This window comes from Streptomyces sp. ISL-43, assembly GCF_018614195.1.
GTDB lineage: Bacteria > Actinomycetota > Actinomycetes > Streptomycetales > Streptomycetaceae > Streptomyces.
Map to the genome: position 1 here is coordinate 128102 of NZ_JAGGOT010000013.1, position 23495 is coordinate 151596.

A 23495-nucleotide genomic window follows, 5' to 3' on the forward strand; every position below is an offset into this window, starting at 1 on the left:
ACGGAGTTGACGACGACGAAACGAACGCCCCCCATCATGCCGACCAGTCGGTATGTCGTCCAGTAGGCGGGAGGAACGGAAGGGAAAAGAGACGGCGGGGGAGGAGGAGCGCGGGCCGGGGGGCCCCCCTCCGGCCCGCCGGCATCAGGCGTGGCAGAGGATCGGCGTCCCGCCGTTCATCACCGTCATGTCCCGCAGCACCGCCAGGATGTCCAGCGGGACGCCCTCGGGCTCCCCGGCCAGCTCCGCGTACGCCCGGTGCAGGTTCGCCACCAGCCGCTCGCTCTCCCGCCAGGCGGCGAACTCGCCGAGATCGGCCTGCCGGGCCGCCTCCAGCGGGGTCAGCCCCTTCTCCCTGCCCTCCCGGGCGAGCTCCGCGACGTACCGCAGATAGCGCTCGGTGGCCCCGTACGCCTCGGGGCCGGTCAGCGGCCCGTGTCCCGGTACGACCGTCTCCGCGCCCAGCGAACGCAGCAGCTCCAGGGCCCGCAGCGACCCGGCCAGGGAGCCCATCGCCAGGAACGGCGTGCCCTCCGCGAAGACCAGGTCCCCGGTGAACACGATCCGCTGCCGGGGCAGCCACACGATCGAGTCGCCCGTGGTGTGCGCGGCACCGGGGTGGATGACCTGCACCTCGCTCTCCCCGACGTGCAGCGTCATCCGGTCGCTGTACGTCAGGTCGGGCGCGGTGATGTCTATCGCGCCGAAGTCGGTCGCCGGCCAGATCGTCTCCAGCTGGTGCCCGGCGGCGAGCTGCTCGGACCGCGCGTTGTCGTGCCCCAGGATCAGCGCCTCGGGGGCGAACACGCCGTTGCCGTAGGTGTGGTCCCCGTGGTGGTGGGTGTTGACCACGGTGCGGGGGAGCGGCGCCCCGGCGGCCAGCACGGCCGCGCGCAGGGCCAGCGCCCGCCGCTCGGTGGCGGCCGTGTCGACGAGCAGGGTCCGGCCGCCGCCGGTGACGAAGCCGGCGTTGTTCAGGCACCAGCCGCCGTCGGGCTGCACGTAGGCGTACACCCCGTCGGCGGGCTGGACGAGATACGGCTCTTCTACGGGCATCTGCGCGCTCCCCGGGTCGCTGTGACGGGCTGTCGGCATCCTGCCAGTCGTGGCGGCCCGGGGGGAGGGGGGTTGTCCGTGCGGCCGGTCAGTGGTCGTCGTAGTGCCCGTCGTGCGCGGCGTGCCGGTGTCCGTCGTGCAAGTAGTCGAGGTGGTCGCCGTGCCGGACGGAGCCGTGCCCGCAGTCCGCTCCGTGCGCGTGCTCGTGGGCCCCGTGCGCGGTGTGCGTCGCGGGCTCGCATTCGTCCCAGTGCCCGGAGTGCTCGCGGTGCAGATGGCCGTCGTGCGCGTAGTCGAGGTGGTCGCCGTGATCGACCGCCGTGTGCCCGCAGTCGGGGCCGTGGGCGTGCGCGTGCTCGTGCGCGGGGTGCTCTTGGTGCAGGGTCGTCATGCCGCCGAGGCTAGTGCGGATCGACCCGGATGACCCGTTGTGTCCCGGTGCGCGCCGGGGTGGCGCGTAAGGCGGACCATCGTCTCGTCGGATCAGACGATGACCGCCATCGCGAAGACGGCCAGGGCCACCGTGCACGCCGTCACCGCCAGCGCCGCACGCGGTGCCAGCCCGGCCGGCCGGGCCGCCGCCAGCTCCCCCATCCGCCGGTGCGAGACCCACAGGAACGCCGACCAGACCAGCGCGATCACCGCGATCCCGGTGACCTCCACCAGGGAGCCCGACCCGTGCAGCGCCTGGCGCAGCGCCAGTACCGCCGTCACCGCGCACGACAGCGTCGTACGCCGCCACGCGAGCCGGGTCCGCTCCGGCTGCAGCCCCGCGTCGCGGAGGTCGTCACGGTCACCGCCACCGCCGAGGCCACCGGCGTCGGCGCCCGCTCCCGGGGTGCTCACCGTCCCTTCGTCCAGCCCAGCAGCACGACCACGAGCATCGCCACCGCGACCAGCCCCACCCCCAGGCTCAGCACCACCGGGAACCGGGACAGCGGCAGGTCCTCGCCGCGTCGCATCGCCCGCTCGCACCGCACCCAGTGGTTCACCGCCCGCAACGCGCAGGCCGCGCCCACCGCGAGCAGCGCGAAGGCCATCCCGACCCGCACCGCCCACCGCAGGTCGGGCAGGAACTGGTCCACGGCGAAACCGCCGCCGACCAGGGCCAGCGCGGTCCGGATCCAGGCCAGGAAGGTCCGTTCGTTGGCCAGCGAGAAGCGGTAGTCGGGGGTCTCGCCCTCGTCCCGCACCCGCGCCGGTGCGAACCACAGCCGTACGTCCTTGACGAAGTCGATCACCCGCCCAATCTACTGGCGGCCCGGCCTACCGGCCCCCCCGGCCGGAACTCCCGCAGCCTCCGGTAGGCCTCCAGGCCGTCCGGCACCCAGGGCCAGGAGCCGTCCGCGACCCGCCGCGCCACCTCCTCCTCCGGGAGCCACGCGTGCCAGGCCACCTCCGAGGCCTGCGGCCGGACCGGAAGTTCGCAGCGGACCTCGTGCACGAAGGACCACCATGCCCCGCCCGGACCCTCGTACAGGAACTTGAACAGAGGCTCGGGCGCCGCCAGTCCGGCCACCCCCAGCTCCTCTTCCGCTTCCCGCAGGGCGGCCTGCGCGTAGCTCTCGCCGGCGCTGACCACCCCGCCCACGAACATGTCGTAGTACGAGGGGAAGACCAGCTTCGACGCGGTCCGCCGGTGCGTGAAGATCCGCCCCCGCGCGTCCCTGGCCAGTACGAACACGCACCGGTGGACGAGCCCGGCCGCGTACACGTCCCCGCGCCGCGCCCGCCCCGTCACCCGGTCGTCCCGGTCCACCACGTCCAGTACCTCGTCGGCCGCGCTCATGCCTTGGTCCCTCCGCTCCTGTTGACTGGTTACCGCTCCGTAGCAAAGGATCGCCTCCACCACCGACGGAGGACGGGTTCGCATGACGTACGACGCAGACGTGATCGTGATCGGGGCGGGGCTCGCGGGCCTCGTGGCCACCGCGGAGCTCGTCGACGCCGGCCGCAAGGTCATCCTGCTCGACCAGGAGCCCGAACAGTCCATCGGAGGCCAGGCCCACTGGTCCTTCGGCGGCCTGTTCTTCGTCGACTCGCCCGAGCAGCGCCGCATGCGGATCAAGGACACCCGCGAGCTGGCCCTCCAGGACTGGTTCGGCACGGCGGGCTTCGACCGCGAGGAGGACGCCTGGCCGCGCCGCTGGGCCGAGGCCTACGTGGACTTCGCGGCCGGCGAGAAGCGCCCCTGGCTGCACGCCCAGGGCGTCCGCTTCTTCCCCGTCGTCGGCTGGGCGGAGCGCGGCGGCTACGACGCGAACGGCCACGGCAACTCCGTTCCCCGCTTCCACATCACCTGGGGCACCGGCCCCGGCCTGGTGGAGCCCTTCGAGCGCCGCGTACGGGCCGGAGTGGCCCGGGGGCTGGTCCAGCTGAAGTTCCGCCACCGGGTCACCGGGCTGACCCGCACGGCGGGCACGCTCGACACCGTCACCGGCGAGGTGCTGGCCCCCTCCGACGCCGTACGCGGCACGGCGAGCGGCCGCGAGGCCGCAGGGGAGTTCTCCCTGCGGGCCCAGGCCGTGATCGTGACCAGCGGCGGCATCGGCGGCAACCACGACCTCGTGCGCGCGCAGTGGCCGGCCCGCCTCGGCACCCCGCCGGAGCGGATGCTCTCCGGGGTCCCGGCGCACGTGGACGGCCTGATGCTCGGCATCGCGGAGCAGGCGGGCGCGAGCCACATCAACAAGGACCGGATGTGGCACTACACCGAGGGCATCGAGAACTGGAACCCGATCTGGGCCAGGCACGGCATCCGCATCCTCCCGGGCCCCTCCTCGCTCTGGCTGGACGCGACCGGCAAGCGGCTGCCCGTACCGCTCTTCCCGGGCTTCGACACCCTCGGCACGCTCGACCACATCATGAAGACCGGCCACGACCACACGTGGTTCGTCCTCAACCAGCGCATCATCGGCAAGGAGTTCGGGCTCTCGGGCTCCGAGCAGAACCCGGACCTGACGGGCAAGTCGGTCCGGGGCGTCATCGACCGGGCGCGGCAGGCCGTCCCCGGCCCCGTGCGGGCCTTCATGGACAAGGGTGTCGACTTCGTCGTCGAGAAGGACCTGTCCTCGCTCGTGCGCGGCATGAACGCGATCACGAAGGAAGGACTGCTGGACGAGGAGACGGTCCGCCGCGAGGTCGTCGCCAGGGACCGCGAGATGGCCAACCCCTTCACCAAGGACCTCCAGGTCATGTCGATCCACGGGGCGCGCAAGTACCTCGGCGACAAGCTGATCCGCACCGCCGCCCCGCACCGGATCCTGGATCCCGCGGCGGGCCCGCTGGTGGCCGTCCGGCTCTCGATCCTGACCCGCAAGTCCCTCGGCGGACTGGAGACCGACCTCTCCTCCCGCGTGCTCACCGCCGCGGGCGAACCCCTGCCGGGCCTCTACGCGGCGGGCGAGGCGGCCGGCTTCGGCGGCGGCGGCGTCCACGGCTACCGGGCCCTGGAGGGCACCTTCCTCGGCGGCTGCGTCTTCTCGGGCCGCGCGGCGGGCCGCGCCGCGGCCGCGGCCGTCGGCTAGGCCTTCCCCAGCCGGGGGCGGGGGCGGGGCGCCGACAGGGCCTCGGCCGGGCCGTCGGCCAGGAACTCCTGCCGATCCTGCCGATCCTGCCGAGGGGCCCGATTCCGACCCCGGCGGAAGGCGGGGCGGGCAGGGGCGAGATCCGGCCAGTGGGCGCACGGGCCTCGTCTCCGCCCGGCCTTCCCGTACGGGCGGCGCCCACCGGCGGGGACGCCCGTACGGCCGGGCGCGGGCCCGCCCGGGACCACGGCTCGGCGCGGCCGCTCAGTGGTGCCCCGTCCGCGGGCGCCCGGTGGACGTTGGCCGGTGCACGCCCCCGGGCGCTCTCTCGGGGGCGCCGCCGCGGGCCCCGCCGCGAAGCGGAATTACCACCTCAACTCGGCAATTTTCCACACCAGTTGAAACACGCCACCCAGTGGACTGGACCTTGACGCGGAGCTGTGCGTACCGCTTTGCTGTGCGTGATCATCCGGCAACACAGCCCGACCGCCCGCGTCTTGGAGGGAAACCGCGGATGTCTCCGCCTCCGCCGCCCCTCGGCCGCGCCCGCAAGCGGGACGCCCAACTCTTCGACTCCGCACTCTGCGACCTGGAACTCGTCGACGTACGCGCCCAGTTCACCCAGGGCCGCTGGGCCAAGGCGCGCTCCCTCCTGGTCGCCACCGGCGACGACTGGGACCGCCGCGGCCACCGCCTCGTCGTCCTCGCCGAAACCCCCGCCGCCACCGCCTGGGCCCGCGAATGGCTCCTCGCCGAACCGGAGAGCGCCGACGCCGTCACCCTCCTCGCCTGCGCGGCCGTCTTCACCGCCCTGCGCCGCAAGGGCACCCCCGAGGCCGCCGAGGAAGCCTGCCGGCGGGCCGCCGCCCTCTTCCCGGCCGACCCCACCCCCTGGCTCGGCCTGCTGCTCCTGACCCGCGCCTTCGGCACCGAGGAGCAGTTCAGCCGCCACTTCGACCAGGTCCGGGCCCGCCACCGGGAACACCACCACGCCCACCACCTGATGGTCTCCCGGCTGGCCGAGCGCGCCCCCGCTTCCGGCCACGACCCGCTCCACGAGGTCTACGACTTCGCCGCCTGGGCCGCCGAGGAGTCCCCGGCCGACTCCCCGCTCGCCGTGCTCCCCGTCATCGCCCACGCCGAGCGCTACCGCGTACTCGCCGCCGCGCACGGCCACAGCCGCCAGGCCATGGCCGAGCACTGGTCCGGCCGCCGCGCCCGCCAGGTGCTGCGCTCCGCCTTCGACTGGTGGCTGGAGTGGGAGCGCGAGGACCACCCCCGCAACCGCGTGGACCTCAACTTCCTGGCCCACGCCAAACTCTGGGAAGGCCGCCCCGCCGAGGCCGCCGCCCTCTTCCACCGGATCGGAAGCCACGCCACCCGCGCCCCGTGGTCCTACCCGGACCTCGACCCGCACAAGGCCTTCCTCGCCGCGCGCAGCGCCGCGCTCGGCACGGCCTGACCTCCGCACGGCCCGACCTCCGCACCGCCTGACCAGTACCGCCCCCGCTCAGTCCCCGCTCAGTCCCCGCCCCGAAAGGACACCTCGCCATGCCGACGGGCAGATCCAACACGCTCACCGAGCCGGCCGGACCGGCCGAGATCCGTACCTACAAGGGCCAGGACCGCGCCCTGCGCGCCGACCGCCTCGGCACCGCCGGCCTGCTGCTCTCCGTACTCGCCGCGAGCGCCCCCCTGATGGTCGTCGCCGGCGTCATGCCCACCACCTTCGGGGTCATGGGCATCGTCGGCCAGCCGCTGCTGTTCGTCATCCTCGGCGCCGTCCTCGCGCTCTTCAGCATCGGCTACGCCGAGATGAGCCGGCACGTCCACAACGCCGGAGCCTTCTACGCCTACATCGCGCGCGGACTCGGCCCGACCGCCGGCGCCGGCGCCTCGCTCGTCGCCCTCGTCGCGTACAGCGCCATGCAGGTCGGCGTCTACGGCATCCTCGGCTTCGAGATCTCCGGCCTCTTCGCCACCTACCTCGACACCGAACTCGCCTGGTGGATACCGGCCCTGGCCGCCATCGCCCTCACCGGCGCGCTCGGCTGGCTGAAGATCGACCTCAACGCCAAGGTCCTCGGCGTCCTGCTGATCATCGAGGTCGTCCTCGTCGTCGTCTTCGACCTCGCCGCCCTCGGCGAGCCCGGCCCCGAAGGCCTCTCGCTGCACGCCTTCAACCCCGAGACCCTCACCGGCGCGGGCCTCGGCACCGCCCTGTGCTTCTGCATCGCCGCCTTCGTCGGCTTCGAGCAGTCCCCGGTGTACGCCGAGGAGACCAGCAAGCCGCACATCGTCGTCTCCCGGGTGATGTTCCTCGCCGTCGGCTTCGTCGCGCTCTTCTTCGCCTTCAGCGCCTGGGCCCTCACCGTCGCCACCGGCCCCGGCGAAGTGGTCAAGGCCTCCGCCGAGGCCGGCCCCGGACTGCTCTTCCAGCTCACCGAGAGCCGCCTGGGCACCACCTTCACCGACGCCCTGCACGTCCTGTTCGTGTCCGGCATGTTCGCGGCGATGCTCAGCTTCCACAACGTCGTCGCCCGCTACGCCTTCGCGATGGGCCGCGAGGGCCTGCTCCCCGCCGCCTTCGGCCGCACCAACGCCGGCACCGGCGCCCCCGCCACCGGCTCGCTCCTGCAGACCGTCGTCTCCGTCGTCGTCGTCCTGGCCTTCGCCTTCACCGACGACATGCCGACCGGCGACCCGACCGCGCCCGTCCTGCACCTGTTCACCTGGATGGGCAGCGTCGGCGCCCTGGGCGTCACCCTCCTCATGGCCGCCGCGTCCTTCGCGGTCATCGCCTTCTTCGTGCGCCGCGGCACCGCCGGCGCCCAGGTCTGGCGCCTCGTAGCGGCCGGCCTCGCCGGCGTCGCGCTGCTCGCCATCGCCGTCTACACCGTCAGGGACTTCGGCGTCCTGGTCGGCGCCGAGGAGGGCTCCGCGCTCAGCTGGGCCCTGCCCGGCATCATCGCCGCCGCCGTGGTCGTCGGCCTGGTGTACGGACTGGTCCTGCGCTCCACCCGTCCCGAGGTCCACGCCCGCATCGGCCTCGGCAATGAGGCCTTCCGCCTCGACCAGGCAGCGGCCGAGGCCACCCCGCACGACTGACCGGGAGCGGATACGACGAGAGGGACCCCGCCACGGCGGGGTCCCTCTTCGCGTCGGGTCGGCCGGTCAGGCCTTCTTGACCACGCTGGACTTCAGCTGCATGGCGCCGAAGCCGTCGATCTTGCAGTCGATGTCGTGCCCGTCGACGCCGTCGATGAGCCGGATGTTGCGCACCTTGGTACCGGCCTTGATCCCCGAGGGGCTGCCCTTGACCTTGAGCGCCTTGGTGACGGTCACGGTGTCGCCGTCGGTCAGTACGTTGCCCACGGCGTCCTTGACGACCCGTTCCCCGGTGCTCTGCTCGTCCTGCGCGCCGCCCTCGGCGGGCACCCACTCGTGCCCGCACTCGGGGCACACCACGAGCGCGTTCATCGCGTAGGTGTACTCGCAGGAGCATTTGGGACAGGGGGGAAGGTTCTCGTTCACCGCCCCAGAATATCCCGGCCGGGTCCGCGCGGTCCGCCGCGGCCCGGCCCTCAAACGCAGAAAACCCCACGTGAAGTGGGGTTCTCGCTGGTGTCCGAGGGGGGACTTGAACCCCCACGCCCGATAAAGGGCACTAGCACCTCAAGCTAGCGCGTCTGCCATTCCGCCACCCGGACAAGGTGTCTGTCTCGCGTCCCTCGCGGGCCGTTCCGACGTGGAAAACATTACCAAACATTCCGGGGTCCTCGATCACACCCCCCGACGGCCGGGGATCGCCCTTGGGGAGAGCGGCCCGGAGCGGGAGGATGGAGGCAGTTCGGTACTGATCAGTGGGAGGAAGCAGCGTGAGCGAATCGGGCGCGGGCAGGACCGTCTCCGGCGAGGACGAGGTCGTCGACCTCTGCCGGGACCTCATCCGGATCGACACCAGCAACTACGGGGACCACTCGGGGCCGGGCGAGCGCAAGGCGGCCGAGTGGGTCGCCGAGCAGCTCGCCGAGGTCGGGCTGGAGCCGCAGATCTTCGAATCGCACAAGGGGCGCGCCTCGACCGTCGCGCGGATCGAGGGCGAGGACCCCTCGCGGCCCGCGCTGCTGATCCACGGGCACACCGACGTGGTCCCGGCCAACGCCGCCGACTGGACGTACGACCCCTTCGCCGGTGAGATCGCCGACGGCTGCGTGTGGGGCCGCGGCGCGGTCGACATGAAGGACATGGACGCGATGACGCTGGCCGTCGTACGCGACCGCATGCGCAGCGGCCGCAAGCCCCCGCGCGACATCGTGCTCGCCTTCCTCGCCGACGAGGAGGCCGGCGGCATCTACGGCGCCCGCCACCTCGTCGACAAGCACCCCGGGCTCTTCGAGGGCGTCACCGAGGCGATCGGCGAGGTCGGCGGCTTCTCCTTCACCGTCAACGAGAACCTGCGGCTGTACCTGGTGGAGACCGCGCAGAAGGGCATGCACTGGATGCGGCTCACGGTCGAGGGCACCGCCGGCCACGGGTCCATGACCAACAACGACAACGCCATCACGGAGCTGTGCGAAGCCGTGGGGCGCCTGGGCCGCCACAAGTGGCCGGTACGGGTCACCAAGACCGTGCGGAGCTTCCTGGACGAGCTCTCGGACGCGCTGGGCACCCCGCTCGACCCGGACGACATGGAGGCCACGCTCGCCAAGCTCGGCGGCATCGCCAAGATGGTCGGGGCGACACTGCGCAACTCCGCCGCCCCGACCATGCTCGGCGCCGGCTACAAGGTCAACGTCATTCCCGGCCAGGCCACCGCCCACGTGGACGGCCGCTTCCTGCCGGGCTACGAGGACGAGTTCTTCGCCGACCTCGACCGCATTCTCGGCCCGCGCGTGAAGCGGGAGGACGTCCACGCGGACAAGGCGCTGGAGACGGACTTCGACGGGAAGCTCGTGGACGCCATGCAGACCGCCCTCAAGGCCCACGACCCGATCGCGCACGCGGTCCCGTACATGCTCTCCGGCGGCACGGACGCCAAGTCCTTCGACGACCTCGGCATCCGCTGCTTCGGCTTCGCGCCGCTGCAGCTGCCGCCGGAGCTGGACTTCGCCGGGATGTTCCACGGAGTGGACGAGCGGGTGCCGGTGGAGGGTCTGAAGTTCGGCGTGCGGGTGCTCGACCGGTTCATCGACGAGTCCTGAGGCGAGCCGTGGGAAGAGCGGGGCGAAGCTAACGCCAGGGAATCGGGAAGGTGTGCGGATTCCACTGAGAAGAGTGAATGCGCTCATACGCTCGTAGCCCCGGTGATCCCTCCTCGTTACAGGTGGTGCGGTCCGCGGCTGGGACCGCACTTGCCTACTAGGAGGAACAATGCTCAAGAAGGTTGTCGCCGCTGCGGCTGCCACCGGTGGTCTGGTTCTCGCGGGAGCGGGCCTGGCTGTCGCCGACGCGGGTGCACAGGGTGCGGCCATCGGCTCGCCCGGTGTCCTGTCCGGCAATGTCGTCCAGGTTCCCGTTCACATCCCCGTGAACGTCTGCGGCAACACGGTCTCCGTGATCGGCCTGCTGAACCCGGCTTTCGGCAACACCTGCGTCAACGCCTGACGCTTCTGAAGTTCTGGGGCCCCGGAGCGCATTCCAGCGCTCCGGGGCCGCTGGGCTTTACGGCCCGACGTTGATCTTTTCGGCGTACCAGGCGGGGGAGCCCCGTGCGGCCGGTACGCCGACCGAGCGTGCACGTGCACCGAGCACACACCAGGGGACGAAGTACAGATGCGACGACAGGTACAGGTCACCGGCAGGAAGACCTTGATCACCATGGCGGCCGCGGGGGGTCTGCTCGCGGTCGGAGGGGGTTACGCACACGCGGACTCCGGCGCCTCAGGCCATGCCGCGCACTCACCGGGCCTGCTGTCCGGAAACGCCCTCCAGGCACCCGTGGACGCACCGGTGAACGCCTGCGGGAACACGGTGACGGTGGTGGGGGCCCTCAACCCGGCCTTCGGCAACCGCTGCGCCAACCTCTCGGCCCGACCGGGACACCAGCAGCACCCGGGGCATCCCGAGCACCCGGGCAACCCCGAGCACCCGGGCAACCCCGAGCACCCGGGCAACCCCGAGCACCCGGGCAACCCCGAGCACCCGGGCAACCCCGAGCACCCGGGCAACCCCGGCCACCCGGACGAGCCGTGCGACGACGATGACGGGCCGAACCACCCCGGCCACCCGGAACACCCGGGCGGGCCAGGGGACCACGGGAACCCCGGTACGCCCGGCACCGGGAACCCCGGAACGCCCACCGGTCCCGGCACGGGCCCCGGCGCCGGATCGGTGACCCCGGTGACGCACCCCGCGCAGGGGACCGGTACGGGTACCGGTTCGACCCCCGGCCCGGGGCCGGTCCTCGCCTCCACCGGCGGCGGCAACACCCTCACCGCCGGGGTACCCCTGGCCGCGGGCATGTTGCTGGCCGGATCCGTGCTCTACCGCCGGGCGCGCAACGCCGCCTGACGGACCTTCACGCGCACGTCCCGCGTGACGCGGCCCCCGCTCCGGGGAGCCGCGTCACCAGGTCGCGCGGACCTGGCGGATGATCCGGCGGCGCAGTCGCACGCGGCGGCTGCCGTCCCGAAGCAGCGTCAGCCGGTCGAGCTCCCAATGCCCGTACTCGGCGTGATCGGTCAACATGCGGGTCGTTTCCTGGCGTGGAACCCCGCGAGGCACGTACAAGTCGACGAATTCGTATTCCGGCATCGCATCTATTGTGCGGGCAGAGGCCTGCTACGGATAGCGTCTGCACTATGTCTGATGCCGCTCTGCCCACTGTTGCCGAGGTACGCGCCGCCGCCGAGGCGGTCAAGGCCGCGCTCGACCGTCACCTCGCCGCGGTCGAGAGCAGGATCGGGGACGATGACCCGGACGTCTACGCGGCGTTCAACGAACTCGCCGCCGCCGCCGAGGTCTACGACGAGTTCCTGTACGACCGCTACGACGAGGTCACCCCCTTCGAGATCCCCACTCCCGAGGACGGGCTCCCGTACACCGGGCCCGCCGAGCCCGCCGCGTTCAGCGTGCTCATCCGCCGCGACTACGCGGTCGTCGAGCCGGCCCGCCTGATCGCCCAGGCCGAGCGCGTCGTCGCGCACGACCGCGAAGCCGAACTCGGCCACGACGGGGGCACCGCCGACGCGCTCGGCGTGCTCTTCGGCGAGTACGAGCCGGACGAGATCGCCTCCCGCGCCAAGGACTTCGGTCTGGAGGAGGGCGACTCCACGCTCTGGATCGCGGCCTCGGAGGACGTCGCGGAACCGGGGGAGTGGCTGGGTTCGCCCTTCGCCCACATCGATCCGCAGGACGTGATGCACCGGTTCGACGTCAGCTCGGTCTTCGACGAGGACCTGGACGAGGACTCCGACGAGGAAGAGGCGGCGGAGCCGGGTCTGACCCCGGCCTGACCACCGGGCCGGCCCCGCCGGCCCTGTCCCCCCGCGTGAAGTGCCGCGGCCCCCGTCCCACCCGGGACGGGGGCCGCGGCGCGTACGGCTCAGGCCTGCTCCGGCCCCCGCGCCGACGCCACGAGCGTCCGCAGCAGGCCCGCCAGCCGGGTCGTACGGGGCTTCGCGGGCACCTCCGCGACCGCGCGCGGCAGCGCCTGGTCCACCCCGTGCACCACCGAGAGGTGCCGCTCGGCCCGCCCGAAGGCGGTGTACACCCAGTCCCGCGACAGGGCCTGCGCCGCGTCCCCGGGCAGGACGACGACCACCGCGGGCCAGCGCGCCCCGACGGCCTGGTGCGCCGTCACGGCCCAGCCGTGCCGCACCTGAGACTCCACCCGCTCCTTGGGTACGACGATCCGCGCGCCCGCCGCTCCGGCCAGGTGCAGCCCCTGCGCGTCGGCCGACACCACCCGGGCCGGCAGGGCCCGCCCGGGGAAGGGCACGTGGACCACGCGGTCACCGGGGTCGAAGCCGCCGAAACGGCCCGGGCCCGGGTTCAGCCGCTCCTTGAGGGCCGCGTTGAGCGCGCGGGTGCCCGCCGAGCCGCCGTGGCCCGGGGTGATCACCTGGACCGCGTCCGCCGGGATACCGAAAGCGCGGGGCACGGACTCGGCCACCAGTTGCACGGTGCGGTGCACGGCCTCCCCGGCGTCGCGGACCGGGACGATGACGACCTCCTTGCCGGGGGCGTCGACCTGGTTCAACTCCCCGACGCCGACTCCGGAGACCAGCTCGCCGATCGGGCCGGGGTCCGGGACGCGGGAGACGAGCTGGGGGCAGGCACGGGCCGAGAGCACGTCGGCGAAGACCCGGCCGGGGCCGGCGGAACCGAGCACGGCCGGGTCGCCGGACAGCACCAGGCGGGCTCCGTCGGGGACGGACTCCACGAGGGCGGCGGCCGTCTCCACGTCCAGCTGCGGGGCGTCGAGGACGATGAGCAGGTCGAGCGCGAACTGCCCGTCCGCGTCCCGGCCCGGGCCCTCGGTGCCGCCGAGCAGCCCGGCCACGGTGACGGCGTCGTCGGCCGGCGCGTGCGCGGCCAGGCAGGCCCGCAGGCCGAACTCCCGGGCGGCCGCGAGGAGCGCGCGGGGTTCGGCGCGGGCGGACTCGCCGCCGGTGTGGGTGACCAGGCCGTGCCCGGCGACGGCGCGGATCAGCTCGGCGCCGGGGCCGGCGGTTGCCTTGTCCCAGTCGGCGGGGTCCGTGAAGGTGCCGGCGAGGCGGGCCAGGCCCTCGGCGAGGCTCTCCTCGGCCATGGCGGAGCCCTCCAGGCCCACGAGGACGCGTACGGGCTGCTCCTCGTCCTCGCCGACGGGCGGACCGACCGGTTCCTCGAAGGCCAGCGCGGCTCCGTCGCCGACGGCCGCCTCCAGTGCCTCGGCGGGGTCCGGTACGCCGTACTGGGCGAGGGCGGACTCCAGGGTCGGGGCTTCGAGCACGGTGTGCCCCTTGGCGGCGGCCTGGGCCAGCAGCCAGCCCACCAGGGCGGCGGCCCGCCGCTCGTCCCCGGGTCCGGTCGCCCCGGCGCCGAGCAGGGCGCGGGCGAAACCGTCGGCCTGGGCCGGGCGGACCCCGGCGACGGCCAGCAGCCGCCAGGGGGAGCGCGCCAGCTCCTCGGCGGCGTCGTCGCCGAGGGCGGCGGCGGCCTGCGGAGCGAGGGTCTCGGGGGCACCGCCCCGGGCGAGGACCTCGCGGACGGCCTGGACGGCGTCGGCGGACGGTGCGGCCGGAGTCGCGGTCATGGGCGCGGCCGCAGGTGCGACCGAGGGCGCCGACGGGGCGGGTGCGGACGCGGTCTCCGGGGTGACCCCGGGGGTGCGCTCCGGCGCGGGCGCCGGGACGGTCCTGCGCGGCGCCGGGGGTGCGTCGAACTCGGCGGGCGGCGTGCCCCCGCTCTCGACGGCCCGTACGGCGGCCAGCAGATCGGCGGCCTTCCCGCTGAGCTTGGCCCCGGCCTCGACGGGTCCTTCGCGCTCGGCCTTGCGGCGCGCGATGCGCTCCCGCTCGATCTTCTGCGCGGCCAGCTCCGCGGCGGCCTCGCTGAGCGCGGGCTTGGCCTCGGCGGCCCCTTCCGCGCCCGCGTCCCCGGCGTCGCCGTCGGCCGGTGCCGGGGCGGCCTCTGCGTCCGTGCCGTCGGTCTCGCCGTCGGTGGTGGGCCCTGCGGGGCTTTCCCCCACCCCGCCCGTTCCCGAAACCGGGGGCTCCGCCTCCGGACCCCCGTCACCGGCTTCGCCGGACGGTGCGGCATCCGCCTCCGGACCCCCGACCCCGGTCCCGGCTTCGGCTTCGTCGTTCCCCGCTTCGCGGGAGGGGGCCGCCACGGCTTCGCCGGAAGCGTCCCCGTCGGCCGGGGCCGCGTCCGGGCCGGTGGGGTCCGGTGCCGTCCCGGCTTCCCCGGCGGGGGCGGCCGGGTCCTCCGCGGCAGTGGCGTCGGCGGCAGCGGTGTCGCTCACAGCGTGCTCCAGTCCTGATCGGGATAGCGGTGGACGGGCGCCGAAACGTCGTCCAGCGCCCGGCGGATCTCCTCCGGAAGACTAAGCGTCTCCACCGACAGAGCCGCCCCGAGCTGCGCCGACGTGCGCGCGCCGAGGATCGGGGCGGCCACTCCCGGGCGGTCGCGGACCCAGGCCAGGGCCACCTGGAGCGGGGTCACGGCCAGGCCGTGGGCGGCCGTCGCCACCGCGTCCACGATCCGGCTCGCCGCCTCGTCCAGGTACGGGTCCACGAAGGCGGCCAGGGTCTGCGAGGCGCCCCGGGAGTCCGCCGGGGTACCGGAACGGTACTTGCCCGTCAGGACGCCCCGGCCCAGGGGGGAGGAGGGCAGCAGGGCCACCCCGAGGTCCAGCGCGGCCGGCAGGACCTCCCGCTCCACGCCCCGCTGGAGCAGGGAGTACTCCATCTGCGTCGATGCCAGCCGGGTCCGTACCCCCGGCGCCGCGAGCTGCCAGGTCGCCGCCTTCGCCAGCTGCCAGCCGCTGAAGTTCGACACGCCGGCGTACCGCGCCCGCCCGCTGCTCACCGCGATGTCCAGCGCCTGGAGGGTCTCCTCCATCGGGGTCCGGGGATCGAAGGCGTGGACCTGCCAGAGGTCGACGTAATCCGTGTCCAGGCGGGCCAGCGAGTCGTCGAGGGCGGCCAGCAGGTGGCCGCGCGAACCGTCGAAGCGGCGGTCCGGGTCCGCGACCCCGCCGGCTTTGGTGGCGATCACCAGATCCCGCCGCGGTACGGATCCGATCAACTGTCCGAGGAGGTACTCCGCCTCACCGCCGCCGTACACGTCGGCGGTGTCGACGAGCGTGCCGCCCGCGTTCCAGAACGTCTTCAACTGCGCGGCCGCTTCCGCCTCGTCCGGTCCGTCCGCCGACCGGCCCCAGGTCAGTGTGCCGAGACCGATCCGGGAGACGCGCAGTCCGGTGCGGCCGAGATGCCTCTGCTCCATGAGGGCTGAGACTACTGCGGCACTGACGCGGGGCACCCGGGCGCGCTACAGTCCCCGCAGACCTACGTTACTGATCGGTAAACCGGTAAGGGGACGACACATGCGGCTCGGCATCAATCTCGGCTACTGGGGCGCTGGCATGGACGCCGACAACCTCGCCGTCGCGCAGGAGGCCGACCGTCTCGGCTACGACGTCTGCTGGGCCGCGGAGGCCTACGGCTCGGACGCCCCGACCGTCCTGGCCTGGGTCGCCGCCCAGACCGAGCGGATCGACGTCGGCTCGGCGATCCTCCAGATCCCGGCCCGCCAGCCGGCGATGACGGCCATGACGGCCGCCACCCTCGACTCCCTGACCAAGGGCCGCTTCCGGCTCGGCCTCGGCGTCTCCGGACCGCAGGTCTCCGAGGGCTGGTACGGCGTCAAGTTCGACAAGCCGCTGGCCCGGACCCGCGAGTACGTGGAGATCGTCCGCAAGGCCATGACCCGCGAGCGGCTGTCCTACCAGGGCGAGCACTGGACCCTGCCGCTGCCCGACGGCCCGGGCAAGCCGCTGAAGCTGACCGTGCATCCCGAGCGCGAGCACATCCCGCTCTACATCGCCGCCATCGGGCCCAAGAACCTTGAGCAGACCGGCGAGATCGCCGACGGCGCGCTGCTGATCTTCCCGGCCGCCGAGCACCTGGAGGCCACCGCGCTCACGCACATCCGGGCGGGCCGCGAGAAGGCCGGGCTGACCATGGACGGCTTCGACGTCTGCCCGACCGTGCCGCTGGCCCTCGGCGACGACGTGAGCGCGCTCGCGGACATGTTCCGTCCGTACACCGCCCTGTACGTGGGCGGCATGGGCAGCCGGAAGCAGAACTTCTACAACCAGCTCGCCCGGCGCATGGGCTACGAGAAGGAAGCCGTCGAGGTCCAGGACAAGTACCTGGCGGGCGACAAGCAGGGCGCGGCCGCCGCGGTCCCGCACTCGCTGATCGACTCCACCACCCTGCTGGGACCGGTCGAGCGCATCGCGGACGGGATGCGGGCCTACGCCGAGGCCGGGGTCACCACCCTGACGCTCGCCCCCGCCGGCTTCACCCTCGACGAGCGGATCGCCGCCCTGCGGGCCGGCACCGAGGCCATGGAGCTCGCGGGTCTCGCCTGACCGGCCCAGCGGCGCACGCTCGGGGGCGCACCCTCGCAGGTACACGCTCTGCGGCCGTGGTGGGGGCTCGGGGGGTCTTCCCCGCCACGGCCGACACAGCCAACAACGCGCGCGGTGCCCGCGGGGTTACGCCCCCGGGTCCACCGGTCGCGGTCGTTCATTCGGCCGAGTCACGGACCCACCCGGTTGCCCGGCCCGCCGATCGGCTTTTGACTCGACGCATGCTCTCTGCACACAGCCTGTTCCGGGAGATCGTCGACCACGACGACTCCTTCCAGCTGTTCTGCTCCATCGCCGCCGGCGGCGAGGCCCAGGGCGGCTGGGAGAACGCCCGCATCGCGGCCCTCGTCCCCGACTCCATGCGCGACCTGGCGCCCAAGATCACCAGGCACGGCGCCGACGAGGACAAACACGGCCGGATCTTCAACGCGCTGCTGCGCAAGCGCGGCCTGGCCCCCGTCCCCGTACCGCCCGAGACCGACTACACGATGCTGCTGGAGCGGCGCGGCATCGGTCTGAGCCACGAGAAGCTGCGCGGCGAGCGGTCTCTGACCGAGGAGGACATCGTCGTCTACCTCGCGCACAGCCGGGTCACCGAACAGCGCGCCGCCGACCAGATGGACATGCTGGTCCGGCACTTCGGCGACCATCCCGAGCTCGGCAATGCCATCCGCATGATCGGCGCGGACGAGGACAACCACCTGGCCTACTGCCACGAGGAACTGCTCCGCCTCGCCCGCGCCGGCCACGGCCGCACCATCCACCGGGTGCTGCGCGAGTGCGCGCTCGCCGAGATCGCCGTCTACCGGGACGTGAGCCTCGCCGTCATGGGCCACATGGGACGGCTGCTGCACTGGCCCGCGCCGAAGGCGGCAGCGCTCGCCGCAGGGATCCGCGGGATGTACGCGTACGAGCGGTTCAGCGGCTGGCACCGGATGGTGGACCTGCGCCGGCCCGAGCGGAGCGACCCGCTGGGCGGCGCGGCGACGACGGCGCCGGAGTTCGCCTGAGCCGGAGTTCGCCCGAGCCGGAGTTCGCCTGAGCCGGAGTTCGCCCGAGCCGGCCGTCCCGGGCCGCCGCCCGGATCAGAGCCAGCCGCGCCGCTTGAACATCCGGTACAGCCCCAGGCACAGGGCCGCCATCACCACGACCACCGCTGGATAGCCCCAGCGGTGGGTGAGCTCCGGCATGTGCTTGAAGTTCATGCCGTAGATCCCCGCCACCATGGTCGGGACCGCCGCCATGGCCGCCCAGGCCGAGATCTTGCGCATGTCGTCGTTCTGCCGGACGCCCATCTGCGCCAGGTGCGCGGCCAGGGCGTCCGAGAGCAGCCGGTCCAGGCCCTCGATGTACTCGTTCGCCTTGGTCAGGTGGTCGGCGACGTCGCGGAAGAACGGCTGGGAGTGCTCGTGCACGAAGGGCACGTTCCCGAAGGCGAGCCGGTCCATCGGCTGCAGCAGCGGGCTCGTGGCCCGGCGGAACTCCAGGACCTGCCGCTTGAAGGCGTAGATCCGGGCGGCGGTGTTCTTGGTGTCCGCGGAATTCGGCGCGAAGACCTCCGCCTCCAGCTCCTCCAGGTCGCCCTGGAGCTCGGCGGCCACCTCGATGTAGTGGTCCACCACCGCGTCCGAGACCGCGTACAGCACCGCGGTCGGACCGTGCCGGAGCACCTCGGGATCCTGCTCCAGCCGGTGCCGTACGGCGGCCAGCGCGGCCCCCTCGCCGTGCCGGACCGTGACCACGAAGGAGTCGCCGATGAACACCATCAGCTCGCCCGTGGTCACCCGGTCCGCGTCGTCGTCGTACATCACCGGCTTGAGGACCACGAACAGCGAATCGTCGTAGACCTCCAGCTTGGGCCGCTGGTGTGCGGTCAGCGCGTCCTCCACCGCCAGCGGGTGCAGCCCGAACTCCTGGCTGACGTGCTCGAATTCCTTCTCCGTCGGCTCGTGCATGCCGACCCAGAGGAACGCGTCGCCGGTGGCCCGCGCCTCGTCGAGGGCGTCCGAGAGGTCCTCGGGCGCCCGGGAGCGGAGGCCGTTGCGGTACATCGCGCAGTCCACTATCACCCGGGCATTGTTCCCTGCCCACGCCCCGCCCGCACACCGGCACGACCGCATAGGCTGACCGCATGGCCACGCTGATCCTCGTACGACACGGGCGGTCCACCGCCAACACCGCAGGGCTGCTCGCCGGCTGGACCCCGGGAGTGACCCTCGACGAGCACGGCGCCGCGCAGGCCGCGGCGCTGCCCGGGCGGCTCGCCGGGGTCCCGCTCGCCGCCGCCGTCACCAGCCCGCTGCAGCGGTGCGCCGAGACCCTGGCCCCGCTGCTGGCCGAGCGGCCCGGGCTCCCCCTGCACACCGACGAGCGGATCGGCGAGTGCCACTACGGCGACTGGTCGGGCCGCAAACTCTCCGAGCTCTCCGAAGAACCGCTGATGCGCGTCGTCCAGCAGCACCCCTCGGCCGCCGCCTTCCCCGGCGGCGAGTCCATGCGGGCCATGCAGACCCGCGCCGTGGACTGCGTACGCGACTGGAACGCGCGGATCGAGGAGGAGCACGGCAGCGACGCCGTCTTCCTGATGTGCTCGCACGGGGACATCATCAAGTCCGTCGTCGCGGACGCCCTCGGCATGCACCTCGACCTCTTCCAGCGGATCCACGTGGACCCCTGCTCGGTCACCGCGATCCGCTACACGCCGACCCGGCCGTTCCTGCTCCGGCTCGGCGACACCGGGGACTTCGCCTCGTTCGCGCCCCGCGCGATGCCGGCCGAGGACAAAGCGGCCGAAGAAGGCGGCAACGCCGTCGTGGGGGGCGGCGCGGGCGCGGTGTGATCGAACGGCGCAGTAGGGTGGACGGGCCAACACATGGGCGCAGTCCTGCCCCTGCCGCCGACACTTGGAGACTGGACGTGCCCCGTCAGGTGTTCCTCTACGACCCGCCGGACCGCTTCGTGGCCGGCACGGTCGGTCTGCCTGGACGCCGTACGTTCTTCCTGCAGGCCTCCACCGGCCCCCGGGTCACCAGCGTCTCCCTGGAGAAGACCCAGGTCGCGGCGCTCGCCGAGCGGATGGACGAACTGCTGGACGAGGTCGTACGGCGTACCGGCGGCAATGCCCCGGTCCCGGCCGTCGCCCCCGCCGAGGCGACCGACACCGCCCCCCTGGACGTCCCCGTCGACGAGGAGTTCCGCGTCGGCACCATGGCCCTGGCCTGGGACGGCGAGGACCAGCGCATGATCGTCGAAGCGCAGGCCCTGGTGGAACTGGACGCCGACTCCGAAGAGGACCTCGCCGAGGCGGAGGAGCGGCTGCTCCAGGACGAGGAGAACGGCCCGCCGATGCTGCGCGTGCGGCTCACCGGCGCCCAGGCCCGGGCCTTCGCCAAGCGGGCCCTGGACGTGGTCAACGCCGGCCGCCCGCCCTGCCCGCTGTGCAGCCTGCCGCTGGACCCCGAGGGACACGTCTGCCCGCGCCAGAACGGCTACCGGCGCCAGGCGTGAAGGCCACGGGGGAGCTCGAACAGCTGTTGGCCCACGGGGAGCTCACCGTCGTCGGCCGGATCCGCGAGGCGTCCAACGCCGTCCTGCGGTGCACGGTCTCGCGCGGCGGCGTCAGCGCCGACTGCGTCTACAAGCCGGTCAAGGGCGAGCGCCCGCTGTGGGACTTCCCCGACGGGAACCTCGCCCAGCGCGAGGTCGCCACCTACCTGGTCTCCGAGGCCACCGGCTGGGGGCTGGTGCCCCCGACCGTGCTGCGCGACGGCCCGTACGGCGAGGGCATGGTCCAGCAGTGGATCGAGACGGGGGAGTCCCCCGAGGCTGGACTGCTCGCGCTCGTGGAGGGCGAGGAAGCCGGCGAGGGCTGGCGGCCCGTCGCCTTCGCCGAGGTCGGCGAGGGCCGCACCGCGCTCCTCGTCCACGCCGACGACGAGCGGCTGCGCCGGCTCTCCGTCCTCGATGCCGTGATCAACAACGGCGACCGCAAGGGCGGCCACCTGCTGCCCGCGCCCGACGGGCGGCTCTACGGCATCGACCACGGAGTGACCTTCCACACCGAGGACAAGCTCCGGACCCTGCTGTGGGGCTGGGCGGGGGAGCCGCTGACCGAGGAAGCGCGGTCCGTGCTGGCCGCCCTGGAGGCCGCACTGGCCACAGGAGAGCCCCTCGCCACCCGGCTGGCGGAACTGGTCACCACCGCCGAGCTGGCCGCCGTACGGGCCCGGGTGGCCCTGCTGCTGCGCACCGGGACGCACCCGCTGCCGTCGGGGCAGTGGCCCGCGATCCCTTGGCCGCCCGTCTGAGACGGCGCGGTGCCGCAGGCATAGAACCGGCCACGGCGCAAGAGTGCCGATCAAGACAACAGTGCAGGTCCGGTTCGTTTTCGGAACACCCGTCCGGTTACGCTCGACGCATGCATGCCTGGCCCGCTTCTGAGGTCCCCGCCCTGCCTGGCAAGGGCCGCGACCTCCAGATCCACGACACCGCGACCCAAGGGACGATCACCCTCGCCCCCGGTCCCGTCGCCCGAATCTACGTCTGCGGGATCACCCCGTACGACGCGACCCACATCGGTCACGCGGCGACCTACAACGCGTTCGACCTCGTACAGCGCGTGTGGCTCGACACCAAGCGGCAGGTTCTGTACGTCCAGAACGTCACGGACGTGGACGACCCGCTGCTCGAGCGGGCACTGCGCGACAACAAGGACTGGACCGAGCTCGCCGAAAGCGAGACCGCGCTCTTCCGCGAGGACATGACCGCCCTGCGGATGCTGCCGCCGCAGCACTACATCGGCGCCGTCGAGGCCATACCCGGCATCGTGCCGCTGGTCGAGCGGCTGCGGGACGCGGGCGCCGCCTACGAGCTCGACGGCGACGTCTACTTCTCGGTCGAGTCCGACCCGAACTTCGGCAAGGTCTCCAACCTGGACGCCGAGGCCATGCGGCTTCTCTCCGCCGAGCGGGGCGGCGACCCCGACCGCGCGGGCAAGAAGAACCCCCTCGACCCGATGCTGTGGATGGCCGCGCGTCCGGGCGAGCCCAGCTGGGACGGAGCCTCGCTGGGCCGCGGCCGGCCCGGCTGGCACATCGAGTGCGTCGCCATCGCCCTCGACCACCTGGGGATGACCTTCGACATCCAGGGCGGCGGCTCCGACCTCGCCTTCCCGCACCACGAGATGGGCGCCTCGCACGCGCAGGTACTGACGGGCGAGTTCCCGATGGCCAAGGCGTACGTACACGCCGGCATGGTCGCGCTGCACGGCGAGAAGATGTCGAAGTCCAAGGGCAACCTGGTCTTCGTATCCGCCCTGCGGCGGGCCGGGGTGGACCCGGCGGCGATCCGCCTGGCCCTGCTCTCCCACCACTACCGCGCCGACTGGGAGTGGACGGACGACGTCCTCGCCGAGGCGGTGGCCCGCCTGGAGCGCTGGCGCGCGGCCGTCTCCCGCCCGGACGGCATCGCGGCCGACGCCCTGGTCGAAGAGGTCCGAGAGGCCCTCGCCAACGACCTGGACGCCCCCGCCGCACTGGCGGCCGTGGACCGCTGGGTCGAGCTCCAGATCGCCACCGACGGCGACGACGAGTCCGCCCCCGGCCTGGTCTCCCGCACGGTCGACGCCCTCCTGGGCGTGGCCCTGTAGCCCCCGGCGGACCGGTAGCCCGGCGGCACCGCAGCCGCCACCCGCGTACGGCGACGCCCCCCGGCCCTCGGGCCGGGGGGCGTCGCCGTACGCGCGGCAGGGCCGCTCTACGCCTCCGGGGCGTCGTCCCCCTCCGGAGCCGCCGGCCCGTCCGCGGACGGGGGCTCCGGCTCCGGCTTGCGCTTCGGCGGGCGGGTCAGGCCGCTGGAAGTGTCCCGCAGGTACGAACCGTCGCCCGGCTCGGGCGCAGGCCCCGCCGCCGGATCCCGGCGCCGCAAGTAGCGCTCGAACTCCCGGGCGATGGCGTCGCCCGAGGCCTCCGGCAGGTCGGCCGTGTCGCGGGCTTCCTCCAGCGTCTGGACGTACTCCGCCACCTCGCTGTCCTCGGCCGCCAGTTGGTCCACGCCCAGCTGCCACGCCCGCGCGTCCTCGGGGAGTTCGCCCAGCGGGATCCGGATGTCGATCAGATCCTCCAGACGGTTGAGCAGCGCCAGCGTCGCCTTCGGGTTCGGCGGCTGGGAGACGTAGTGCGGCACCGCCGCCCACAGGGACACCGCCGGCACCCCGGCATGGGTGCAGGCCTCCTGCAGGATGCCCACGATCCCCGTCGGACCCTCGTACTTCGTCTCCTCCAGGTCCATCGTCCGCGCCAGATCCGCGTCCGACGTCACCCCGCTGACCGGCACGGGGCGCGTGTGCGGGGTGTCACCGAGCAGCGCCCCCAGGATGACGACCATCTCCACGCCCAGCTCATGGGCGAAGCCGAGGATCTCGTTGCAGAACGACCGCCACCGCATGGACGGTTCGATCCCCCGCACCAGCACCAGGTCGCGCGGCTTGGCGCCGCCGATCCGGACCACCGACAGCCGGGTCGTCGGCCACGTGATCTTCCGTACCCCGTTGTCCAGCCACACCGTCGGCCGGTTGACCTGGAAGTCGTAGTAGTCCTCGGCGTCCAGAGCCGCGAAGACCTCGCCCTTCCACTCCCGGTCCAGGTGCGCGACCGCACCGGAGGCCGCGTCACCCGCGTCGTTCCAGCCCTCGAACGCGGCCACCATGACCGGGTCGATCAGCTCGGGCATGCCCTCAAGCTCGATCACCCAGGTCTCCTTCCGAAGTTCCCTTGCGTACGTGGGTCAGCCTAAGCCTTGATACGACGCCAACCACAGCCCACGAC

24 protein-coding genes and 1 tRNA gene are annotated in these 23495 nt (G+C 73.1%); 13 read left to right on the plus strand and 12 right to left on the minus strand.

Annotation, left to right across the window (positions count from 1 at the left end; translation table 11 throughout):
- Positions 1–144 precede the first annotated feature (144 nt).
- The 5 genes from J7F03_RS08560 to J7F03_RS08580 form a co-directional block, all read right to left on the minus strand.
- A complete protein-coding gene (locus tag J7F03_RS08560; RefSeq protein WP_214948048.1) occupies positions 145–1056 on the minus strand; it encodes an MBL fold metallo-hydrolase in 912 nt (303 codons plus the stop codon).
- An 88-nt stretch (positions 1057–1144) separates the two neighbouring features.
- Positions 1145–1447 carry a hypothetical protein gene (locus J7F03_RS08565; protein WP_214948049.1) on the minus strand — a complete coding sequence of 101 codons (303 nt, stop codon included), beginning with the start codon at positions 1445–1447 and terminating at the stop codon, positions 1145–1147.
- A gap of 92 nt (positions 1448–1539) precedes the next feature.
- Positions 1540–1824, minus strand: coding sequence for a DUF202 domain-containing protein (locus J7F03_RS08570; protein ID WP_251071635.1), 285 nt, complete (start codon positions 1822–1824; stop codon positions 1540–1542).
- A gap of 74 nt (positions 1825–1898) precedes the next feature.
- Positions 1899–2297 carry a DUF202 domain-containing protein gene (locus tag J7F03_RS08575; protein ID WP_214948051.1) on the minus strand — a complete coding sequence of 133 codons (399 nt, stop codon included), beginning with the start codon at positions 2295–2297 and terminating at the stop codon, positions 1899–1901.
- Positions 2294–2845 (minus strand): NUDIX hydrolase, encoded by a 552-nt coding sequence (locus J7F03_RS08580; RefSeq protein WP_214948052.1) that lies wholly within the window; start codon positions 2843–2845, stop codon positions 2294–2296. The genes J7F03_RS08575 and J7F03_RS08580 overlap by 4 nt, the downstream gene beginning before the upstream one ends.
- 82 nt (positions 2846–2927) lie before the next feature.
- Here J7F03_RS08580 and J7F03_RS08585 point away from each other — a divergent pair, with 82 nt between their 5' ends.
- The 3 genes from J7F03_RS08585 to J7F03_RS08595 all read left to right on the plus strand — a co-directional run bounded on the left by J7F03_RS08585 (position 2928) and on the right by J7F03_RS08595 (position 7691).
- Entirely contained in the window at positions 2928–4583 is a 1656-nt protein-coding gene (locus J7F03_RS08585; RefSeq protein ID WP_214948053.1) for an FAD-binding dehydrogenase, read from the plus strand.
- A 514-nt stretch (positions 4584–5097) separates the two neighbouring features.
- A complete protein-coding gene (locus J7F03_RS08590; protein WP_214948054.1) occupies positions 5098–6045 on the plus strand; it encodes a hypothetical protein in 948 nt (315 codons plus the stop codon).
- Positions 6046–6134: 89 nt separating this feature from the next.
- On the plus strand, positions 6135–7691 hold the full coding sequence (locus J7F03_RS08595) for an APC family permease (RefSeq protein ID WP_214948055.1): 1557 nt from the start codon (positions 6135–6137) through the stop codon (positions 7689–7691).
- 66 nt (positions 7692–7757) lie between these two features.
- Here J7F03_RS08595 and J7F03_RS08600 read toward each other — a convergent pair whose 3' ends face one another.
- Together J7F03_RS08600 and J7F03_RS08605 are read right to left on the minus strand one after the other, a co-directional pair.
- A complete protein-coding gene (locus tag J7F03_RS08600; RefSeq protein WP_214948056.1) occupies positions 7758–8117 on the minus strand; it encodes a zinc ribbon domain-containing protein YjdM in 360 nt (119 codons plus the stop codon).
- A gap of 88 nt (positions 8118–8205) precedes the next feature.
- Positions 8206–8293 (minus strand) — tRNA-Leu (locus J7F03_RS08605).
- A gap of 168 nt (positions 8294–8461) precedes the next feature.
- Here J7F03_RS08605 and J7F03_RS08610 point away from each other — a divergent pair.
- The 3 genes from J7F03_RS08610 to J7F03_RS08620 all read left to right on the plus strand — a co-directional run bounded on the left by J7F03_RS08610 (position 8462) and on the right by J7F03_RS08620 (position 11096).
- Positions 8462–9787 (plus strand): M20/M25/M40 family metallo-hydrolase, encoded by a 1326-nt coding sequence (locus J7F03_RS08610; protein ID WP_214948057.1) that lies wholly within the window; start codon positions 8462–8464, stop codon positions 9785–9787.
- A gap of 169 nt (positions 9788–9956) precedes the next feature.
- Complete coding sequence (gene chpH, locus J7F03_RS08615) at positions 9957–10190, plus strand: chaplin ChpH (protein ID WP_030963738.1); 234 nt, start codon at positions 9957–9959, stop codon at positions 10188–10190.
- A 168-nt stretch (positions 10191–10358) separates the two neighbouring features.
- Positions 10359–11096: a chaplin gene (locus J7F03_RS08620; protein ID WP_251071600.1), complete on the plus strand. Its 738-nt coding sequence runs from the start codon at positions 10359–10361 to the stop codon at positions 11094–11096.
- A 54-nt stretch (positions 11097–11150) separates the two neighbouring features.
- Here the strand turns inward: J7F03_RS08620 and J7F03_RS08625 are convergent, their stop codons facing one another.
- Positions 11151–11339, minus strand: a complete 189-nt coding sequence (locus J7F03_RS08625; RefSeq protein WP_190185296.1) for a DUF5703 family protein — start codon at positions 11337–11339, stop codon at positions 11151–11153.
- A 47-nt stretch (positions 11340–11386) separates the two neighbouring features.
- Here J7F03_RS08625 and J7F03_RS08630 point away from each other — a divergent pair, with 47 nt between their 5' ends.
- Positions 11387–12040, plus strand: coding sequence for a hypothetical protein (locus J7F03_RS08630; protein WP_214948058.1), 654 nt, complete (start codon positions 11387–11389; stop codon positions 12038–12040).
- Positions 12041–12129: 89 nt separating this feature from the next.
- Here J7F03_RS08630 and J7F03_RS08635 read toward each other — a convergent pair whose 3' ends face one another.
- Together J7F03_RS08635 and J7F03_RS08640 are read right to left on the minus strand one after the other, a co-directional pair.
- A complete protein-coding gene (locus tag J7F03_RS08635; protein WP_251071637.1) occupies positions 12130–14547 on the minus strand; it encodes an ATP-dependent RecD-like DNA helicase in 2418 nt (805 codons plus the stop codon).
- A complete protein-coding gene (locus tag J7F03_RS08640) occupies positions 14532–15521 on the minus strand; it encodes an aldo/keto reductase (protein WP_214948060.1) in 990 nt (329 codons plus the stop codon). The genes J7F03_RS08635 and J7F03_RS08640 overlap by 16 nt, the downstream gene beginning before the upstream one ends.
- A 100-nt stretch (positions 15522–15621) precedes the next feature.
- Here J7F03_RS08640 and J7F03_RS08645 point away from each other — a divergent pair, with 100 nt between their 5' ends.
- The gene (locus J7F03_RS08645; protein ID WP_214948061.1) at positions 15622–16671 is read left to right on the plus strand and encodes an LLM class F420-dependent oxidoreductase; all 1050 of its coding nucleotides are present in this window, start codon (positions 15622–15624) and stop codon (positions 16669–16671) included.
- 221 nt (positions 16672–16892) lie between these two features.
- Positions 16893–17681 carry a ferritin-like domain-containing protein gene (locus J7F03_RS08650; protein WP_214948062.1) on the plus strand — a complete coding sequence of 263 codons (789 nt, stop codon included), beginning with the start codon at positions 16893–16895 and terminating at the stop codon, positions 17679–17681.
- A gap of 75 nt (positions 17682–17756) precedes the next feature.
- Here the strand turns inward: J7F03_RS08650 and corA are convergent, their stop codons facing one another.
- Positions 17757–18722 carry a magnesium/cobalt transporter CorA gene (gene corA, locus J7F03_RS08655; protein WP_251071601.1) on the minus strand — a complete coding sequence of 322 codons (966 nt, stop codon included), beginning with the start codon at positions 18720–18722 and terminating at the stop codon, positions 17757–17759.
- 80 nt (positions 18723–18802) lie between these two features.
- On the opposite strand from corA, the gene J7F03_RS08660 reads away from it, so the two are divergent.
- The 4 genes from J7F03_RS08660 to mshC all read left to right on the plus strand — a co-directional run bounded on the left by J7F03_RS08660 (position 18803) and on the right by mshC (position 22318).
- Positions 18803–19510, plus strand: a complete 708-nt coding sequence (locus J7F03_RS08660; protein WP_214948064.1) for a histidine phosphatase family protein — start codon at positions 18803–18805, stop codon at positions 19508–19510.
- Between the two features lie 77 nt (positions 19511–19587).
- Positions 19588–20178, plus strand: coding sequence for a DUF3090 domain-containing protein (locus tag J7F03_RS08665; RefSeq protein ID WP_214948065.1), 591 nt, complete (start codon positions 19588–19590; stop codon positions 20176–20178).
- On the plus strand, positions 20142–20978 hold the full coding sequence (locus tag J7F03_RS08670; RefSeq protein WP_214948331.1) for an SCO1664 family protein: 837 nt from the start codon (positions 20142–20144) through the stop codon (positions 20976–20978). Before J7F03_RS08665 ends, J7F03_RS08670 begins: the two co-directional genes overlap by 37 nt.
- 110 nt (positions 20979–21088) lie before the next feature.
- Positions 21089–22318 (plus strand): cysteine--1-D-myo-inosityl 2-amino-2-deoxy-alpha-D-glucopyranoside ligase, encoded by a 1230-nt coding sequence (gene mshC / locus J7F03_RS08675; protein ID WP_214948066.1) that lies wholly within the window; start codon positions 21089–21091, stop codon positions 22316–22318.
- Between the two features lie 107 nt (positions 22319–22425).
- Here the strand turns inward: mshC and J7F03_RS08680 are convergent, their stop codons facing one another.
- On the minus strand, positions 22426–23418 hold the full coding sequence (locus J7F03_RS08680; RefSeq protein ID WP_214948067.1) for a PAC2 family protein: 993 nt from the start codon (positions 23416–23418) through the stop codon (positions 22426–22428).
- Positions 23419–23495: the final 77 nt, after the last annotated feature.

Coding starts and splice junctions, on each gene's coding strand:
- J7F03_RS08560 (WP_214948048.1), bottom strand. CDS start 1,056: ATGCCCGTAGAAGAGCCGTATCTCGTCCAGCCCGCCGACGGGGTGTAC.
- J7F03_RS08565 (WP_214948049.1), bottom strand. CDS start 1,447: ATGACGACCCTGCACCAAGAGCACCCCGCGCACGAGCACGCGCACGCC.
- J7F03_RS08580 (WP_214948052.1), bottom strand. CDS start 2,845: ATGAGCGCGGCCGACGAGGTACTGGACGTGGTGGACCGGGACGACCGG.
- J7F03_RS08585 (WP_214948053.1), top strand. CDS start 2,928: ATGACGTACGACGCAGACGTGATCGTGATCGGGGCGGGGCTCGCGGGC.
- J7F03_RS08590 (WP_214948054.1), top strand. CDS start 5,098: ATGTCTCCGCCTCCGCCGCCCCTCGGCCGCGCCCGCAAGCGGGACGCC.
- J7F03_RS08595 (WP_214948055.1), top strand. CDS start 6,135: ATGCCGACGGGCAGATCCAACACGCTCACCGAGCCGGCCGGACCGGCC.
- chpH (WP_030963738.1), top strand. CDS start 9,957: ATGCTCAAGAAGGTTGTCGCCGCTGCGGCTGCCACCGGTGGTCTGGTT.
- J7F03_RS08620 (WP_251071600.1), top strand. CDS start 10,359: ATGCGACGACAGGTACAGGTCACCGGCAGGAAGACCTTGATCACCATG.
- J7F03_RS08625 (WP_190185296.1), bottom strand. CDS start 11,339: ATGCCGGAATACGAATTCGTCGACTTGTACGTGCCTCGCGGGGTTCCA.
- J7F03_RS08630 (WP_214948058.1), top strand. CDS start 11,387: ATGTCTGATGCCGCTCTGCCCACTGTTGCCGAGGTACGCGCCGCCGCC.
- J7F03_RS08640 (WP_214948060.1), bottom strand. CDS start 15,521: ATGGAGCAGAGGCATCTCGGCCGCACCGGACTGCGCGTCTCCCGGATC.
- J7F03_RS08645 (WP_214948061.1), top strand. CDS start 15,622: ATGCGGCTCGGCATCAATCTCGGCTACTGGGGCGCTGGCATGGACGCC.
- J7F03_RS08650 (WP_214948062.1), top strand. CDS start 16,893: ATGCTCTCTGCACACAGCCTGTTCCGGGAGATCGTCGACCACGACGAC.
- corA (WP_251071601.1), bottom strand. CDS start 18,722: ATGTACCGCAACGGCCTCCGCTCCCGGGCGCCCGAGGACCTCTCGGAC.
- J7F03_RS08660 (WP_214948064.1), top strand. CDS start 18,803: ATGGCCACGCTGATCCTCGTACGACACGGGCGGTCCACCGCCAACACC.
- mshC (WP_214948066.1), top strand. CDS start 21,089: ATGCATGCCTGGCCCGCTTCTGAGGTCCCCGCCCTGCCTGGCAAGGGC.